Annotated in this window: 16 protein-coding genes; 5 read left to right on the top strand and 11 right to left on the bottom strand. The window is 40.5% G+C overall.

All coding sequences use genetic code 11. The features are described 5' to 3' along the window. The first annotated feature begins 100 nt into the window (after positions 1-100). Both B5X60_RS13135 and B5X60_RS13130 read left to right on the top strand, forming a co-directional pair. A complete protein-coding gene (locus tag B5X60_RS13135; RefSeq protein WP_079703138.1) occupies positions 101-1,015 on the top strand; it encodes a hypothetical protein in 915 nt (304 codons plus the stop codon). Positions 1,016-1,124: 109 nt separating this feature from the next. After that, complete coding sequence (locus B5X60_RS13130; protein WP_079703137.1) at positions 1,125-1,463, top strand: hypothetical protein; 339 nt, start codon at positions 1,125-1,127, stop codon at positions 1,461-1,463. Positions 1,464-1,550: 87 nt separating this feature from the next. On the opposite strand, the gene B5X60_RS13125 is transcribed toward B5X60_RS13130, so the two are convergent. From B5X60_RS13125 to B5X60_RS13110, 4 genes are all read right to left on the bottom strand, one after another. Beyond that, positions 1,551-5,282 (bottom strand): sensor histidine kinase, encoded by a 3,732-nt coding sequence (locus tag B5X60_RS13125; protein ID WP_139377468.1) that lies wholly within the window; start codon positions 5,280-5,282, stop codon positions 1,551-1,553. Between the two features lie 74 nt (positions 5,283-5,356). Beyond that, positions 5,357-6,241, bottom strand: coding sequence for an ACP S-malonyltransferase (gene fabD / locus B5X60_RS13120; RefSeq protein WP_079703135.1), 885 nt, complete (start codon positions 6,239-6,241; stop codon positions 5,357-5,359). A 16-nt stretch (positions 6,242-6,257) separates the two neighbouring features. Further along, positions 6,258-6,890, bottom strand: a complete 633-nt coding sequence (folE, locus tag B5X60_RS13115) for a GTP cyclohydrolase I FolE (RefSeq protein WP_079703134.1) — start codon at positions 6,888-6,890, stop codon at positions 6,258-6,260. 10 nt (positions 6,891-6,900) lie between these two features. Beyond that, positions 6,901-7,314 (bottom strand): 6-pyruvoyl trahydropterin synthase family protein, encoded by a 414-nt coding sequence (locus B5X60_RS13110; protein WP_079703133.1) that lies wholly within the window; start codon positions 7,312-7,314, stop codon positions 6,901-6,903. A gap of 80 nt (positions 7,315-7,394) precedes the next feature. Between B5X60_RS13110 and mqnB the strand changes: the two genes are divergently transcribed. The 3 genes from mqnB to rfaD are packed head-to-tail and all read left to right on the top strand — an operon-like array spanning position 7,395 to position 9,866. Next, complete coding sequence (gene mqnB, locus B5X60_RS13105; protein ID WP_079703132.1) at positions 7,395-8,033, top strand: futalosine hydrolase; 639 nt, start codon at positions 7,395-7,397, stop codon at positions 8,031-8,033. Then, positions 8,030-8,881: a menaquinone biosynthesis family protein gene (locus tag B5X60_RS13100; RefSeq protein WP_079703131.1), complete on the top strand. Its 852-nt coding sequence runs from the start codon at positions 8,030-8,032 to the stop codon at positions 8,879-8,881. The genes mqnB and B5X60_RS13100 overlap by 4 nt, the downstream gene beginning before the upstream one ends. Before the next feature lie 19 nt (positions 8,882-8,900). Continuing rightward, the gene (rfaD, locus tag B5X60_RS13095) at positions 8,901-9,866 is read left to right on the top strand and encodes an ADP-glyceromanno-heptose 6-epimerase (protein WP_079703130.1); all 966 of its coding nucleotides are present in this window, start codon (positions 8,901-8,903) and stop codon (positions 9,864-9,866) included. Between the two features lie 21 nt (positions 9,867-9,887). Here the strand turns inward: rfaD and B5X60_RS13090 are convergent, their stop codons facing one another. The 7 genes from B5X60_RS13090 to B5X60_RS13060 form a co-directional block, all read right to left on the bottom strand. Further along, the gene (locus B5X60_RS13090; protein WP_079703129.1) at positions 9,888-11,117 is read right to left on the bottom strand and encodes an FtsX-like permease family protein; all 1,230 of its coding nucleotides are present in this window, start codon (positions 11,115-11,117) and stop codon (positions 9,888-9,890) included. Between the two features lie 20 nt (positions 11,118-11,137). Then, positions 11,138-11,776: an MBL fold metallo-hydrolase gene (locus tag B5X60_RS13085; protein ID WP_079703128.1), complete on the bottom strand. Its 639-nt coding sequence runs from the start codon at positions 11,774-11,776 to the stop codon at positions 11,138-11,140. A gap of 50 nt (positions 11,777-11,826) precedes the next feature. Continuing rightward, a complete protein-coding gene (locus B5X60_RS13080; protein WP_079703127.1) occupies positions 11,827-13,134 on the bottom strand; it encodes a M20/M25/M40 family metallo-hydrolase in 1,308 nt (435 codons plus the stop codon). Next, entirely contained in the window at positions 13,119-13,703 is a 585-nt protein-coding gene (gene gldD, locus B5X60_RS13075) for a gliding motility lipoprotein GldD (protein WP_079703126.1), read from the bottom strand. The genes B5X60_RS13080 and gldD overlap by 16 nt, the downstream gene beginning before the upstream one ends. 3 nt (positions 13,704-13,706) lie before the next feature. Continuing rightward, positions 13,707-14,486 (bottom strand): shikimate dehydrogenase family protein, encoded by a 780-nt coding sequence (locus B5X60_RS13070; protein WP_079703125.1) that lies wholly within the window; start codon positions 14,484-14,486, stop codon positions 13,707-13,709. Between the two features lie 48 nt (positions 14,487-14,534). Beyond that, positions 14,535-15,296, bottom strand: coding sequence for a phosphosulfolactate synthase (locus B5X60_RS13065; protein WP_079703124.1), 762 nt, complete (start codon positions 15,294-15,296; stop codon positions 14,535-14,537). Between the two features lie 129 nt (positions 15,297-15,425). Then, positions 15,426-16,829, bottom strand: coding sequence for a tetratricopeptide repeat protein (locus B5X60_RS13060; RefSeq protein WP_079703123.1), 1,404 nt, complete (start codon positions 16,827-16,829; stop codon positions 15,426-15,428). Positions 16,830-16,865 lie beyond the last annotated feature (36 nt).

Here is a 16,865-nt window from a genome sequence, read left to right as displayed (position 1 = left end):
TGTTAACTTCGTGTTCATTAGGACAATAAATTTGCCCTTTGTAAAGTTTAAATAGTAACGATTTTACATGGACATTTAATTAATAGACAGACGATTGAACATGGAGAACCAAAACCAGGAACAACCTATCCGTAAAGACTCAAATAAGATATATTTCTTAGTCGTAGTAATACTTGCCCTTCTCGGAACCAACGCATATCTTTTTTTCAAAGACAAAAAAGCGAACGACCGCATAGTCACAATAAGCGACGAGAAATCGGTAATGCAAACCGAAATTGATAAAATTGAAGCGGAACTGGATAATGCCTCAGCAAACAATATTAAGCTTTCTGAACAAATGCAGAATGATCAGTCCTTAGCGCGAGAAAAAATTCAGGAGCTTCGTACGGCATTAAGGAAAGGGGAACTGACTCAGGGGCAGCTGGAGAAGGCTCAAACAGATATAAAGCAATTGCGCTACTTCGTCACTAAGTATACTGCGGATATTGAGGTTCTCAGAAAACAGAATATCACACTTACCAGTGAGCGGGATGTACTTAAAAGTGCTGTCGATTCGGTCAGTTCAAAAGCGAGTGATTTAGAGCGTCAAAATCAGGAACTAAATACAAAAGTTCTGGCCGCGGCAGCGTTAAAAACGGGGAACGTGTCTGTCAGCGCCTTCGAAATTAGAAATAATGGCAAGGAAAACGGCGTTACCCGCGCAAACACCGCCGAGAAGATAAGAATTAATTTCTCTGCCGTAAATAATTCAATTGCGGAAAAAGGCCTTCATGATATTTACATCAGGGTTATCGACCCAAGTGGCAACCTGATCATATCAAATTCGGGTGGAATGTTTACAGCCGATGACGAAGAACTTCAATATACCTATAAAACTGCAATTGAATTTGCAAACGACGGGAAAGCCTATTCGATAGACTGGGCAAACCCTGGAAAATTCACTAAAGGGACTTACACAGTCATGCTTTATGCAGATGGGTATACTATGGGTAAGGGTGCAGTTACCTTGAGGTAAGTGGTAATTATTTGAATTAAGACAGAACTGTAAGATATTTTGAATTTCAACAGCACTATAAAACTATCGCTGAGTGTGATTGTATTATAGCTGATCAATACATTATTATATGACTTTATCAGATCAGCAGTTCCGGGAAGAATTTAAACCGATAGTTATTCCATCATCTTACGACCTAAGCGATTCGCTCGAAAACAGGGCAATATTTGCACTGGCAAGCCTTGGCGAAGCAAATGGAGATGAAGTCTTTGAAAAAATCCGTGAATACGAACCTGGGATTAAGGAGGTCACGATCAAATTTATTAAGCAGTATTTATTTACTCTCTATGAAAAAGGCCTGTTAAAAGGTAATAAAGAAGGCAGCAGTATTAAATATAACCTTAGCAAAATCACTGATCCCAACAAAGGTTATGTAGACCCCGATTTGTTAGCTCCCGGCCTGGACTGATACTTGTTTTTACAGGGCGCCTCCAGGTATAAGATCCGCATAGCAAAATTGGATAGTTACAATCAGTTTACCAGGTACTATCTTGAACTAGGCCTGCACATCAACCATGGGAATTCGAATAAAGAATGTCGTTCCCTTTCCTGGGAAAGTGTTGAAGGTAATCACTCCATCTATATTCTCAATGGCTTGCTTAACGAATGCAAGACCCAGACCGGTTCCTGAGCTTTTGGTAGTGAAATTAGGAGTAAATATACTTTGTCCAAGTGCTTCAGGGATACCCGAACCGTTATCGCGGATCTCCACGAGAACCAGATTTTCTTTACAATACATTACTACATCAACAATGCTATCGACATTATCCAACCGTGCCTCGATTGCATTTTTTATCAGATTGTTAAAGCATCGTAGCAACTGATCCCGGTCTGCCCGCACGTTCACCTCGCGTTCACAATTATCTTCAAATTTTATCGTAGTATGTTCTGATTGAACATATAGTTCAACAGACTGGGCAAGTACCTCTTTCAAATCAACATTGTTGAGAACGATTTCGGGCATTTTCGCGAAGTTTGAAAACTCTGAGGCGATGTGTGAAAGACTCTCAATTTGCTCAATAAATGATTTACTAAACTTCTCAAATTTCGCGTCGAAATTTGGATCCTTTTCCTTCCAGGATCTGTCAAGCAATTGAACTCCCAGCTTAAGTGGCGTTAAAGGGTTTTTGATTTCGTGAGCGACCTGCTTAGCCATTTCTCTCCAGGCATTCTCCCGTTCAGACCTGGCAAGCTTTTGAGCGCTTTCTTCCAGGGCAGCGATCATCGTATTATACTCCTTAATCAGGTTTCCGATTTCATCGTTTCTCTTCCAGGAAATGGGTTCATTCTTACGGCCTATCTTAGTTTCACTCAAACTCTGCTGAATCATTGTAAGCGGCGTAGTAATCCGATTGGCCACGAATACAGCGAAGAAACCTATGGCCACAAACACAAGCGCATAAACATTCAGCAGCGCATTTAAAAATAGTCCGATTCTGTCCTCATAATCTTTGACATTAGAAAAATAAGGAAGTCCAAGGTAGGCTATCGGCTCGTTCTTGCTATTTTTTAGAGGTACATATGCTGCGAGGAATGAAAGGTCACCGATTTGCTCCGTATTAATGTATTCCGATTTTTGCAACCTATTGAGATATAAATAAGACAGGGAGTTCATTTTTCTGGCTATCAGGCCATTTTCATAGATTTTAGGTTGTGTAGAATGAATCAATTTTCCTTCGAGATCGAAGAGATTTAGATCGGCGCCATTAATGTCCGCATAGGTATTAAAAGCTAATTCTGCCTGCTCACTTCCGGCTAGGATATCATTGTCGATAAGTTGCTTATTAAAACCTGCGGAAATTTTAGTAATCTTATCTAAAACGGTTTCTTCCTGTTGCTGCCGGTATTGCTTACTTATATTATAATAGGTTATAAGTCCTGTAATGAGCAAAGTAATAACTACCGCAGACACCATAGAGAACTGAATCCTGGTCTTGTAAAGCATTCTGTTTGTAGTTATCAGGTAATTCCAGCGGAAGTTTCTAAACCTGATATCGTAATTTTGCACACTGTACCATAGCCATTGAAGAAGGTATACAAGCATGGCAAAAAATAGCAGTACCAAAAAGATGAAAGATGCTGATGCAAGCTGAGCAAGGAGGTTGTTTACTTCCCGGCTTATCACAATTAGTTTGCGTTGATTCGCCTGATAAATCAAATGATTATACCTCTTCCCATCATCAACATTGTTTACAAATACAAAGTCCTTCACCTTTCCTTTGAAGTCGGAACTTTTAAGGTTGTAAACATATTTACCATGCTGATTCAACAACAATCCATCATTATAATAGGCGTAGGAATAATCTTTAAGTTGCAGATCCTCTTTAATTTTACCGTCGACCAATAATTCCGGAAAAGCACCCATTTGATCGTGACGCTTTGAGGTCAATTCGAGCACGAGTGTCCCCAAAACGCTCGTACTATCCCGAACAGGTAGGAGAGCAAAATAATGCTGAAATCCGAACGTGTTGTTCTTGCGATAAAAATATTCAGATACTTTTACAGAACCTTTAAGCACCAGATTTTTAAAGCTTGACAACGCAATACCCCCATCACCTTTAAAAAACATATCACGTTCGTCGTACTCGTACGCTGCGAAATCATATCGTGATAAATATCCCGCCATATACAATTTTACCAAACGGTTATTTAATGCACCCTGACTGGCAAGCGGATTTTTAAAGTAATCGATCACAAACTTATCCTCAAGGATCTCTTTTTCAATATTGAAAAAAAGCAGAACCGCATTAGGATCTCCTGATGATTCGAGTTTTGTGGCCAAAAGTTTACGACTTTCGCGTTCCTTCAGAAACTGAAACCGTGACAGTTTCAACGAACCGATAACTGCAAATATGAGCAGGCAAATTACGAAGGCACCAGGATTGAACTTACCATTGTATCGGTAATAGGACCACCCGGAAATGAGCAGTATCAGTGCAAAAAGGAAAAAGAAGATATTGAAATTTGAGAAGAAAACACGGTCGATCAACACCAGTAAAAATCCACCCATGAAGATCAACAAACGCTCTTTATTGGATAATGGAAGTGAATCTGACAAGGCAAGAGCTGAATCAATTAAGAGATAGAGATTCAAGCTAGAGAAGCAGAAAATTAAAATTCCGATCCAACTCAGCCAGTTTGAATTTAAGACGTTTGTTACATCGAAACTGATATTGGAATTTGTGACAAGTCCATAAAACAGATCATTTGTAGCAAAGCCGACGGTGCACACCAGAAAACCTAACAGAATGAATATTATGCAGCTTAACAGTTTTCCAAATGGCTTTTTCGTTTGAAGAATCTGGAAACGATAGGAATGTATAAAGGCCAATATCCAGGTGAATGACAACACATTTACAAGGAATTCTCCTAGTGAGGGGAAAAAATAGTTTGAAGCATAATATTTCGGATCTAATATTTCAATGTCAAAGTGATTAGCAAACCATCTGAACTCCAGATCCATCAGCCGGAAGGAAAGAATAAAAACTGCTAGTATTAAAGTCGCAACCCGTGCTTGTCCCCTATTTGCAATACCCGTACACAGGTGAGTCACAAATATGAACGAAAATAGCATTGACAAAATCCACATCCACAGCTCAAGCGATGTATAGAATGTATCTTTTACAATTGGTTTTAACTTAACTGAGAAAAGGTATTTACCCTCAATATTCCGTATATTAAATACGTCTTTATCATTCAAACCGGCTATATCCAGATTGTCCGAAGAGATAAGCTCCTTTGCAAATTCATTTTTGAGATATTCGTTTTGGTAAGGATATCTTGCCTTAATTGGAATAAAACAAATGACTGAAAATTTTCCCTCAGACTTCTTTATCGCTTCATAATAGCCGTTTTCCCAGGGAATAAATGTTGAACCTTCTTTTAGCTGGACGTCGCTTTCAAGGATGATTTTAATCCCGCTCCAAAATTTCTGCTTTCCATCTTCAAAGGTTTGTACATAAATGTTTCTTTTTTCGCTTAATTCCTTAATCAGATATTGTGACCAGACCTCATTATTGGTTATTTTCCGAAGTGAATCAAGGTTCGCAGGATTGTTCAGAAATTCCCTGACGAACACTTCTTTTCGATGGAGGCGTCGCTCAATCTTCTGACCATCAAGATGGAGAACTTCCAGCTTATTAATAGTAAGATTGATCGTCAAAGCGGTGCATGCAAAGCCAATGGCAAGCATCAATAAGAGTAACCGAATCTTAAAATTTCCGCTCAAAAATGATAGTTTAGGTAATGCTATAAAAAGCCGAAAATGCACAAAGATTATGCCCTTTCGGTATTTTGGCTTATCTAACTCAGAGAAGCACTGCTGGTTTCAACAGCACGGTTGACTTTCTTTACAAGCCCTTGTAAAACACTTCCGGGGCCGACTTCTGTAAAAGAGTCCGCACCATGTTCTAACATCTTTTCAATGGTTTGAGTCCAGCGTACTGCACCTGTCAGCTGTGCAATAAGATTATGTTTTATACTTGAAACATCTTTGTAAGGCTTAGCATCAATATTCTGATACACAGGGCAAATCGGCTCTTTCAACTCAGTGGCTTCGATTGCTGCCTGAAGTTCCACCCGAGCTGCTTCCATCAGCGGTGAATGAAAGGCCCCACCAACATTAAGTTTTAACGCACGTTTCGCTCCAGCCGCAGTTAGCAATTCGCAAGCCTTATCGATGCCCTCAATTGTTCCGGAAATTACCAACTGGCCAGGGCAGTTATAATTAGCAGGAACCACAATGTCGCTTATCCTCTGACAGACATCTTCAACGGTAAAATCGTCCAGGCCAAGTATTGCGGCCATGGTAGACGGCCTTATTTCGCAGGCCTTTTGCATTGCATTCGCCCGGGCACTTACCAGGCGCAACCCATCCTCAAAAGTGATAGCATTTGCGGCTACGAGCGCGGAAAATTCACCTAATGAATGTCCGGCAACCATATCCGGCTGAAAATCGTTTCCAAGTTCCTTGGCCAGGATCACAGAATGTAGAAAGATTGCAGGCTGGGTAACATTGGTTTGCTTCAGATCCTCTTCAGTTCCAGAAAACATTATGTCTGTAATCCTGAAGCCTAGTATCTCATTAGCATTTTCAAATAAACTTTTTGCTCTTTGTGAATGGTCGTAAAGATCTTTTCCCATTCCCACAAACTGGGCTCCCTGTCCCGGAAACAAATATGATTTCATATAGCAGAATTACTGATTAGCTGAGATTTGATGTGATAAGTTTCAAAAATTCACCGCGCGTGGTTTCGTTGGCAAACTCGCCTGTAAACGCGGACGTTGTGGTCACTGAATTTTGCTTCTGCACCCCCCGCATTGACATACACAGGTGCTTACATTCAATCACGACTGCAACACCAGCAGGGTTCAAAGTATCCTGAATGCAATCGCGGATCTCATTAGTTAGCCGCTCCTGAACCTGGAGGCGGCGGGCAAAAGAATCTACTACCCGGGGAATCTTGCTCAAACCAACAATATACCCGTTTGGGATATACGCAATATGCGCCTTACCGAAAAAGGGAAGCATATGGTGCTCACACATCGAGAATACCTCTATATCCTTAACTACAACCATCTGGCTATAATCCTCTTTAAACATCGCAGAACGTAGAATCTCATCAGGCTTGGAATCATAGCCGTGGGTAAGGTACTGCAAAGCTTTTGCAACCCGTTCAGGAGTTTTTAAAAGACCTTCGCGCGATGGATCTTCTCCGAGGTCGGCCAAAATTGCTTCGTAGTGAGATGCAATACGATCAATTCTTGCCTGATCATATCTGTCGATCTTAACGTATCCGTCGATCTGTTCTTCATTGATGTCTTGTTTCTGATCCATAGTCTTAAGCTTATGATCCAAAGTATTCTACAGAATTGTTTTCTGTCTCAAAAAGTTTAACACTATGCAATTGTGCACCCTGTTCTTCGATATATGGTTTAAGCCTTTCAAATATTGTTACTGCCAGTATTTCGGTTGAGGCTAATTTTCCCTTCATGAAGTCTACATCAAGGTTTATATTCTTATGATCCAGCTCGCTCGTTACATAGGATGTAATTATAGCCTTTAACTCTTTCAAATCGACTACAAAACCTGTTTCAGGGTTAATTTCCCCCTTTACGGTCACAAATAATTCGTAATTGTGCCCATGCCAATTCGGATTCGAGCATTTTCCAAATGTTTCTAAATTTTTTTCGTCACTCCACTCTTCACGAAACAGCTTGTGGGCTGCATTAAATCTCTCTCTCCTGGTAATATAAATCATGTTAAAAAATTAAAATGCAAATATACTTAAAGTAAAACTTGCCTTAAGTACAAATTAACTCATTTGCGTAACTTTGCTTAATGAAGCTACTCCTTGTTGCCGCTACTCTTCCGGAGATTCAGCCCTTTCTTTCTGCATATTCTATTGAAGGCAGCTCTGAGGAACATTACATTGGCCTTCATTCAGTGAAAGTATTGGTAACGGGTGCCGGGATGGTTCCAACGGCTTATTCATTGGGCAGGCATTTTGCTAAATCTTCTTGCGACCTGGCAATAAATGCGGGCATCGCTGGTAGCTTTGACTTTGATATAGAGCTCGGTGAAGTGTGTTTAGTGAAAGAGGATACGTTTGCAGAACTTGGAGCAGAAGACGGAGACGAATTTTTATCTCTTGATTCCCTGGGATTAGGTTTGACATCACTTTCACATCGTCCGAATCCGGCATTTCGGACTAATCAATTAAAAGAAGTAAGCGCAATAACGGTGAACAAGGTTCATGGACATGAACTATCCATCGCAAATGCCATTGCCCGGTTCAATCCCCAGATTGAAAGCATGGAAGGCGCAGCGTTTTTTTATGCATGTAATCAGGCTGCTGTACCATACATTCAAATTCGTGCTATTTCAAATTATGTCGAGCGCAGAAACCGTGAGAAATGGGATATCGAACTCGCAGTGAAGAACCTAAACAAAACTCTTATTAATCTGCTTGAAGAATGAAATTGAGCCTGGGCTTCTCACCATGTCCGAATGACACCTTTATTTTCGATGCTATGATCCATCAGAAAGTAGATACCGAAGGGTTGACCTTTGATGTTTCATATCAGGATGTGGAAACTCTTAATCAAAGGGCGTTTAACGCTGATCTGGATATTACAAAGCTGAGTTACCACGCCTATGCTTATCTAACAGAAAATTATGTCTTATTGCACTCGGGTAGTGCACTTGGCTTCGGTGTCGGACCCTTATTGATTTGCAACGACCCTTCAATCCTCCGTGAAGGAATTGAAAGTCTTACCTCACGCATCGGTAATCTCAAAGTTGGAATACCCGGCAAAAATACTACAGCAAATTTCCTTTTATCTCTTGCTTTCCCCGAAGCTGAAAATAAGGTTGAAATGAAATTTTCGGAAATCGAGCCTGCATTGCTAAACAATCGCATCGATCTTGGAGTAATAATCCACGAAAATCGTTTTACATACGAAGATAAGGGCCTGTTGAAAGTTATGGACCTTGGTGAATATTGGGAGAAACTTACATCTTGTCCGATTCCATTGGGTGGAATTATGATAAAGCGTAGTCTGCCGGAAGAAGTCAAACAAAAAGTAAATCGCATAATTCAACGCAGTGTGATGTTTGCAATCAAAAACCCACTTTCTGGCTTGGATTTTATAAGGTCCCATGCCCAGGAGATGAGTACGGACGTGATGTATAAACATATAGAACTATATGTCAATAAGTATTCTGTTGATCTTGGCGATGAGGGCCGCAGAGCAGTGAATATATTTTTCGATGAAGCTTTGAAAAAGGGGATAATACCTGACATTAAACAAAACCTATTTTTATAATCAAACCAAATTATAAGAGATGATCATTATAACGGGCGCAGCGGGATTTATTGGAAGTTGTTTGGTCCAGAAGCTAAATGACGAAGGGTTTTACGACCTGGTATTAGTAGATCATTTTTCGAATGACCAAAAAAACAAAAACTTCGAAGGTAAGCGTTTTTCACAGCAGGTGGAACGTGACATCTTTCCGGAATGGCTAAGAGAGAACCAGCTGCTTGTGCAATTTGTATTCCACCTCGGAGCGCGAACAGATACCACAGAATTTGATCGTGATATTTTCGACCGCCTCAACCTCGATTACACTAAAAACATATGGAATATATGCGTCGAGTTTGGGCTGCCGCTTGTATATGCTTCTTCTGCCGCTACCTACGGACTTGGTGAAAACGGTTACGAAGATGATGAGTCGAAAATCCCTTTGCTTCAGCCTTTAAATCCTTATGGCGATTCGAAAAATGATTTCGACAAATGGGCTTTAGCTCAGGAAAGAGCACCTTACTTTTGGGCAGGCTTAAAATTCTTTAACGTTTACGGTCCTAATGAATATCATAAAGGAAGAATGGCTTCCGTGATATTTCACACATACAATCAGATAAAGAAGACTGGAGAAATGAAGCTTTTTCAATCTCACCATCCGGACTTCCGGGATGGGGAGCAAATGCGGGACTTCGTTTATGTTAAGGATGTAATTGACGTTTTATATTTTTTGATGCATCATCGGAAGGATTCCGGGATCTATAATCTGGGCTCAGGCAAGGCAAGAACTTTCCTTGATCTCGCGACAAATACCTTCAAAGCTTTGGGAGAGCCGATTAATATTCAATTTGTTCCAACCCCGGAAGATATCCGGGATAAATACCAATACTTCACAGAAGCGACCATGGAAAAGTTGAAATCTTTAGGTTATCCAAAAGACTTTTATACCCTTGAAGATGGAGTTGAGGATTATGTAAAAAACTACCTCTCTAAAAATGCTTATTTTTAAATGAAGATTGTACTGAGAAAGCTAGAGTTCTTCGCGAAGACTTCCGGTATTTTTTACACTTAGTCTTGAAGAGATCGCTGATGCAACCAGGGAGACGAGTAGTACCGTTCCAAAGACAAGGATGAAATCGGTACCTTTTATCCCAACGGGGTATGAATCAATCAACAGGCTGGCGCCGGCCATTTTGATGAAACCAAAGTGCTGCTGAAGCAGGCAGAACATAAGGCCTGCAAACATGCCAAGACCGCAGCCAACCATGGAGATCATCATTCCCTCAATGAAAAAAATACCACGAATTAGTCCATTATCAGCGCCCAGGCTACTAAGAATAGCTATATCTTTTTTCTTATCAATAACCAGCATGGTCAAGGAACCGATAATGTTAAAAATGGCGATGATCAGGACGAACGTAAGGATCATGAAGATTGCCCACTTTTCTGAGTTTAAAATTTTATAAAGTAGTTGGTTTTGCTGGCTTCTGTTTTTTACTACAAAATCCTTCCCAAGATTTTCGGAAATCTCCTCCTGCAGGTCATCCACAGATACGTCATCTCTGGTGTTAATTTCTATTAAAGAGACCTTGCTTTCCTCTCCTAGTAATTCTCGGGCAAATCCGATTGGCACGATCATCATATTATCGAACTCTTGTTGCACAGAAAACACTCCTGATGGATGAATTGACATTACATTAAATTCGTCGGCCGGATTCAATGAATTAGCAGCATTTTTTCTCGGAGAATAAATGTCGAGGTGTCTGAAATCATCATTTAAATTTACCGAAAGATAGTTCTGTATGGCAGAACCAATTACCGCAAAATTTTCTCCTTTCTCCTTCAGGATGAAACTGCCGCTGGAGATCGCTGAATCCAGGCTAACCTGCCCATTCATATACTCATCGCTCACACCTTTTACTAAGGCAATCGATTGACTTTTCCCATAGCGTACAAGAGCTTTTTCCTGCAGCACCTCGGTGTAGTTTATGATACGTCCGTCATTTTTAAATTTCGAAAAGCGTGGGTCGGATGGCTCAAATGCTTTGCCTTCTGCAAGTTCAATCCTTAGTTCGGGGCTAAAGGTATTGTACATGGAAAGAACAATGTTTTCAAATCCATTAAACACTGATAGAATGATGATAAGAGCGGCACTCCCGACAAAAACCCCGAGCATCGAAATGCCCGATATAAAATTTATCGCATTGACCGATTTTTTTGAAAAAAGGTATCGCTTTGCTATGTAATAGGATGTGTTCAATTTCGCGAAGATCTTAATCCTTAGGTTAAAAAAGGATTAAACTGCTTTTCATATCCTATCATGGTCGATTGTCCGTGGCCTGGATAAACACGGCAGTCATCTGCAAGTGTGAAAATTTTCTCACGAATATTGCTGATCAGTTGGTTATAATTTCCACCCGGAAGATCTGTTCGCCCAATACTTTGATAAAATAATACATCACCCCCTATCAGAATTTTGTGCTCCTTATTGTGGAAACATAAATGTGCAGGTGAGTGGCCAGGGCAAAATAATATTTCAAGTTCGCTCTCACCAAAACTTATAGTACCACTTTCTGGTAAGTATTTTTCGGGCAATGGTGAAACCTCATATCGAATCCCCATTTGAGGTGCATATGCTACTACAGCATTCAATACGGCTTGTTCTCCCTTATGAAACTGTGGAAGTAAACCAAATGTGTCATAAATAAATTTATTGCCCAGAACATGATCTATGTGACAATGGGTATTTAAAAGCATCACCGGTTTTAGTTTATGCTCCGCGATGAATTTTAGAATTCTATTCTGCTCGTCGCCATCGTACATTCCCGGATCAATAATTATGCACTCCAGGCTGTCGTCGTACAGCAAGTATGTATTTTCCTGGTAAGGATTACAAACGAAGACTTTAATATTGATCATTACTATAAAAGTACCAAATTTCAGTCGAATTGTTTTACCCCATCATTTTGCTAATTGACTGTTGCTCCTTGCCTGGTAAGTCGGTAAATCATGATCGCGGCCCGCTGAATGAGGTAGGGAAATTCCTTCAGATTGATTGTTTCCCCAGGCTTATGCGATCCTGAACCAGAAGCGCCCATACCATCTAGCGAATCTACATATTTTGCGATATCGGATATATCACCTGCACCTCTCGAACCCGGATCACCTGCTACGGTTTCTCCCAGGCCCATATCCCTTGTAACATCATCAAGAAACTTCACCAGTCGGTAATTTCCTTCTGTAGGTTCCATCGCTGGCAATCCATCTGAAAATGAAATGCGGGATTTCGTACCGTTCAGACTCTGCGCAACAATTGATCTCATCTTTTCTCTTGCACTTTCACGCTGTGCTTCGGAAATATAACGCAAATCCCCTGCTGCGTATGCTGCCGGTGAAATGATATTGGTCTTGCCCACGGCTTCTAATTTTGCGGCAGCACGGTCCACTTTTATCTCGGAACCTCCGCTTATTAAACCTGGATTGAAGGTTAAATACTTCTCATTTGCAAGTTGCGTACGAAATTCGTTAATGATCCTTGCTGCTTCATAGATCGCACCATAGCCTGCCCCTTCGCTGAAAACTCCCGCAGAATGTCCGGTTTTTGCCTCAACATTAAGTACCCAGCCTCCAATGCCCCGGCGTGCTACGGCAACCGTGTGAAGCCCTTGCGCACCTTCAAAACCTAAAGCAATGTCTGTAGTTTTTGCCCTTTCAATAAAATCTTGCCTGGCTACATGGTGTGGTGAACCTGAGCTCTCCTCATCACCAGTGAAATAAGCGACGATTTGTGTATTTTTAAGTAATCCTAACTCAGAAAGTGCTCTCAAGGCACCAATCATTACCACGTTACCACCTTTCATATCATTAACCCCCTGGCCGGTTGCCGTTGAATCATTCAACTTTGTATAAGGGGCAAAAGCCATATCCAACTCGAATACGGTATCAAGGTGGCCGATCAGAAATAATTTCTTACCCTGATTTCCTTTTACGGTTGCAACCAAATGGCCCGCCCGTCTTAAGGAGTCGGGTAAAACTACCCATTCGGTAGTGAACCCGATCTTATCAAGCTCTTTCCGATAAATCGCTCCAACTTTCTTCACGCCTTCGACGTTCAATGTGCCGCTGTTAACATTTACCGACTCAATAAGCAGTTGCTCTGAATCTTTTAGATGAGCGTTAATAAATTCGACAATCTTCTTCTCATCAGAATTAAGTTGAGCCATTGTCGAGCTGGCGATGAAACACAACAGAATGAGCAATTTTATTGATTTTTCCATTTGAAAGATTTAATCATTACATCAATATCCTTTTTAATAAACTCTAGTACTGGCTGGATGGAATCTAAACGAGGCTGTTCATTAAAGTATAATGCACCCCTAAGGTAGTTTTTGGTACTGTCTGTAAGAAAAAATTGTACAGATGATGCCGTATTTCCGTCAATGGAATAATATATCCCATAAACATTTTTCTCAGGATATGAGATAAGCCCCTCGTCTATCGCCGTAGCCTTTACAGTATGTTTGAAAGCAAAAGTACGCGCATCCTCTACAAGTTGGTTAAATTCTGAAGGTGAATGAACAGGTTGGTAACTTAGATGAATTCTTCCATTGAAATCTGGGTAGGAAACATCCAGCCAGCAGGGTTTTGCATCTTTTTTAGAATCGGGTATTACTTTGGCATATACAGGAAACTCAAAGCTATATGGACAGTCAGAAGTAAACGACTGGTATTTCTTTTCAGGGAATTTAATATTAAAATATCCCCGGGGCTTGGGAGAATAATCTTGTGAGCAACTCAGAAAGAACAGAAATACAATTACAAAACTATAGATCCCTCGCTTTCTCATTTTCTATTTATTCCAAATCTCCCAGGACTTTTCAGCTTGCAGGTGCAGCATTTCGAGTCCGTTCTTGATAGCAGCTCCTTTTTCTCTACCACGCTTCAAAAATTCTGTTTCTTCCGGATTGTATACCAGATCGTACAGCAAATGCTTTGCGGTCAACAGCTCGTATGGAATCTCCGGGCATTCTTCGATATTAGGTGCGGTGCCTAAAGGGGTCGTGTTAATAATGAGCAGGCGCTCCTTCATAACGTTCGCCGTTAATTGCTCATATTTAAGTTGTTTTCCAATAGCTCTCCGTGAAACAAGCTTATACGAAATGTCAAGCTTATTCAGAACATAAGCAACTGCTCGCGCCGCTCCCCCATTTCCCAGAACTAATGCCTTTTGATGATGTTTTTTAAGCAGTGGTTTTAATGATTCTTCAAATGCAAAGGCATCGGTATTATAACCTTCGAGGCGAACTTTCATTGAGGAAAGCTCCCCGCTAAAAAAGGCTTCTACAGGCTGATGATTAACAATCTTTATGCAATTAACAGCATCTATTTCGCGCGCCGCCGGGTCAATTTTATCCAAATAAAACATTACGCCGATCTTGTGTGGAACCGTGACATTCAGTCCGCACAAATCATGAGTGTCATTGATCAAACCGGGAAGATCGCTTAAATTCTGGAGTGGATAAAGTTCATACTCACGATCCTCATAACCCTCTTTTGTAAATTTCTCGGAAAAGTATTTTTTTGAAAAAGAGTGTGTTAGAGGATACCCGATCAGTCCGTATTTCTTCATTGGGGGTTGTTATGTTACGTTATATTAACGCGGGAGGGACTATACTGTTTATAGATTCAAAAAGTGATCGAAAGTATCACTTCTAAGTCCTAGTCTTAGTGTTTCTACAGGAATAACGTCTGATGGGGCAATGTTGCCCAGATTTATATTCGAACCTATCAGTTTTATAAACCAAACTTGCTGTGCTTTTTGCGGAGCTTCCCAAATTATTGTTTCGGCTGGAATTTGAGTCAATATCTCATCAATCAAACCTTGCCTTACCTCACCTGAATCACGGAAGATACCAACATTTCCTGCTTCCCTTGCTTCTGCTATAACTTTCCATGCACCGGCTTGAATTTCGGCCTGCATGAGGTTTATCCATTTGTATGGAGCCAGAATTTTAGCTGCATCCTTTGACCCTACTTCTGATATTACCGTAACCTGCTCGCTTAGTTTCCTGATATATTCACATTTTTCCTCATGTCCGATCTCGATAGATCCATCAGACACTTCAGCAAGTTCCATTCCGTATTTATCAAGTATACGCCTATAATCGTCAAACTGGTTCCTGATAATAAAGGCTTCAAATAAAGTACCACCGAAATAAACAGGGATACCTGCATCTTTATATACCTTTAATTTGCGTTCAAGGTTAGGTGTTACGTATGATGTAGACCATCCCAGTTTAATTATATCGGCATGCGGACCAGCAACTTCAAGAAAATCTTCAACTTCACGCACACTTAAACCTTTATCCATTACCATCGTAAGACCGTTTACACGGGGCTTTTGCGTACGTTCAGGAATATTCTTTAATATGTAATTCATTTATCTTGGTTTGGATTGCTAAATGAGACCTGCATTGTAATTAAATTCTAAAGAATCACTGCTCATTTAATTAACTGCAAATCTCCAAAAAAAAATCAAAACCTAAAGCCTGAATATTTTTATTGCTTTTTAACGGGTGTAACGATTTATTATGTCCACGATAACCTTGTTCTCGTGAAGCTGAGGAAGATATTCGAACAGAATATGGTGTTTCTCAGGATCAGTGTTCAAAGCCGTCTCGAGGTAAATCAGCGCTTCACTGTATTCGCTGGCCGCAAAAAGGTAAGCCACCATCCTGTAGTACAGTTCTGCAGCGTCAGGATTATTTTTTATTCCTTCAGATATAATCTCTATTGCTGACGTAAGTTTATCCTGCTCAAAAAGAATCGATGAATAATCCAACCATGCTTCAATATCAACCGGATTTAATTCCAGGACCTTCTCATAGGCCTTTTCTGACTCATCAAGTTGTTTAAGCTTATATTGCGCATCTGCAATCGCAAACCAGTAATCAGCATTTTTGTCGTCCAGATCCAGTGCCTTCTTATAAAAATAAAGTGATTCGAAGTATCTCTCTTCAAAATCGAGCGTTACTCCAATACCGAACCAGGCATCTGACTGGGCGGGATCAAGCTTTACCGCCTTTTTGTAATAAGATCGTGCTTCGTCCATACGTTCAAGCTTTTCGTAACATTCGCCGATTGCGCAGTAGGTGTCGCCGCTTGGTGGCTCATATTCGAAAGTCTGCTTGTATACCTCGATTGCTTCGTTATAGCGATCCAAATGAACCAATGCATTTCCCTTATTAAAATACGCGGACGCGAAATTGTCCTTAATAAGGATAGCGTAATCGTAGGCATCAATAGACTTTTCGTACAGATCCATCTTGTTGAATGCGTTGCCTAAATTATACCAGGCAGCATACGAATATGGCTCGTTGTCGATGTACTGCTCATAAAACTTGATGCTCTCTTCTTGTTTATCAAGCACATCGTAACAAAATGCAAGTTCATAAAGTGCATCCTGATTTTCCATGTTTTGCTGTAAACATTGCTTGAGGTAATTCACAGAGCTCTCGTAATCGCCCATGCTCTGGTAGACGTAAGCAATATGAAGTAGAATTTCGTCCGTTGTTTCTGCCAGACCTAGAGCTTTCTCATAGTTTTCGAGGGCTTCTTCGTGGCGCTCCAGCCCTTCAAAAATATTACCCCGGATAGTATATATATCTGCTTCGGAAGGCTCAAGTGTTTCGGCTTTGCTCAGCGATTCAAACGCAAGATCAAATTGGTTTGTAGCTACATACAACTGGGCCTGTTTAATCGAGAAAATTGCCGCGAAAGGGTGTTGGCTAATCGCATACTCGGTAACCTGTAATGCTTTTATGGGATCGTTTTTCTCAATATAGTATTCAATTATATTTTCAAATGCCTGAGCATCGAAAAAATACTGATCCTGGTTACGGATCATCTCTTCATATCTTTCTACCGAAAATCTGGGATCTTCGGAAAAATCAAACTCAAAATCTTCTTCCATCCTAAAATAGTACGATTAAGAACGTTCACCGGATAT

Source organism: Daejeonella lutea, assembly GCF_900168015.1.
GTDB lineage: Bacteria > Bacteroidota > Bacteroidia > Sphingobacteriales > Sphingobacteriaceae > Daejeonella > Daejeonella lutea.
The sequence above is the reverse complement of the archived record's forward strand: the minus strand, read 5'-3'. Positions and strand labels throughout refer to the sequence as shown.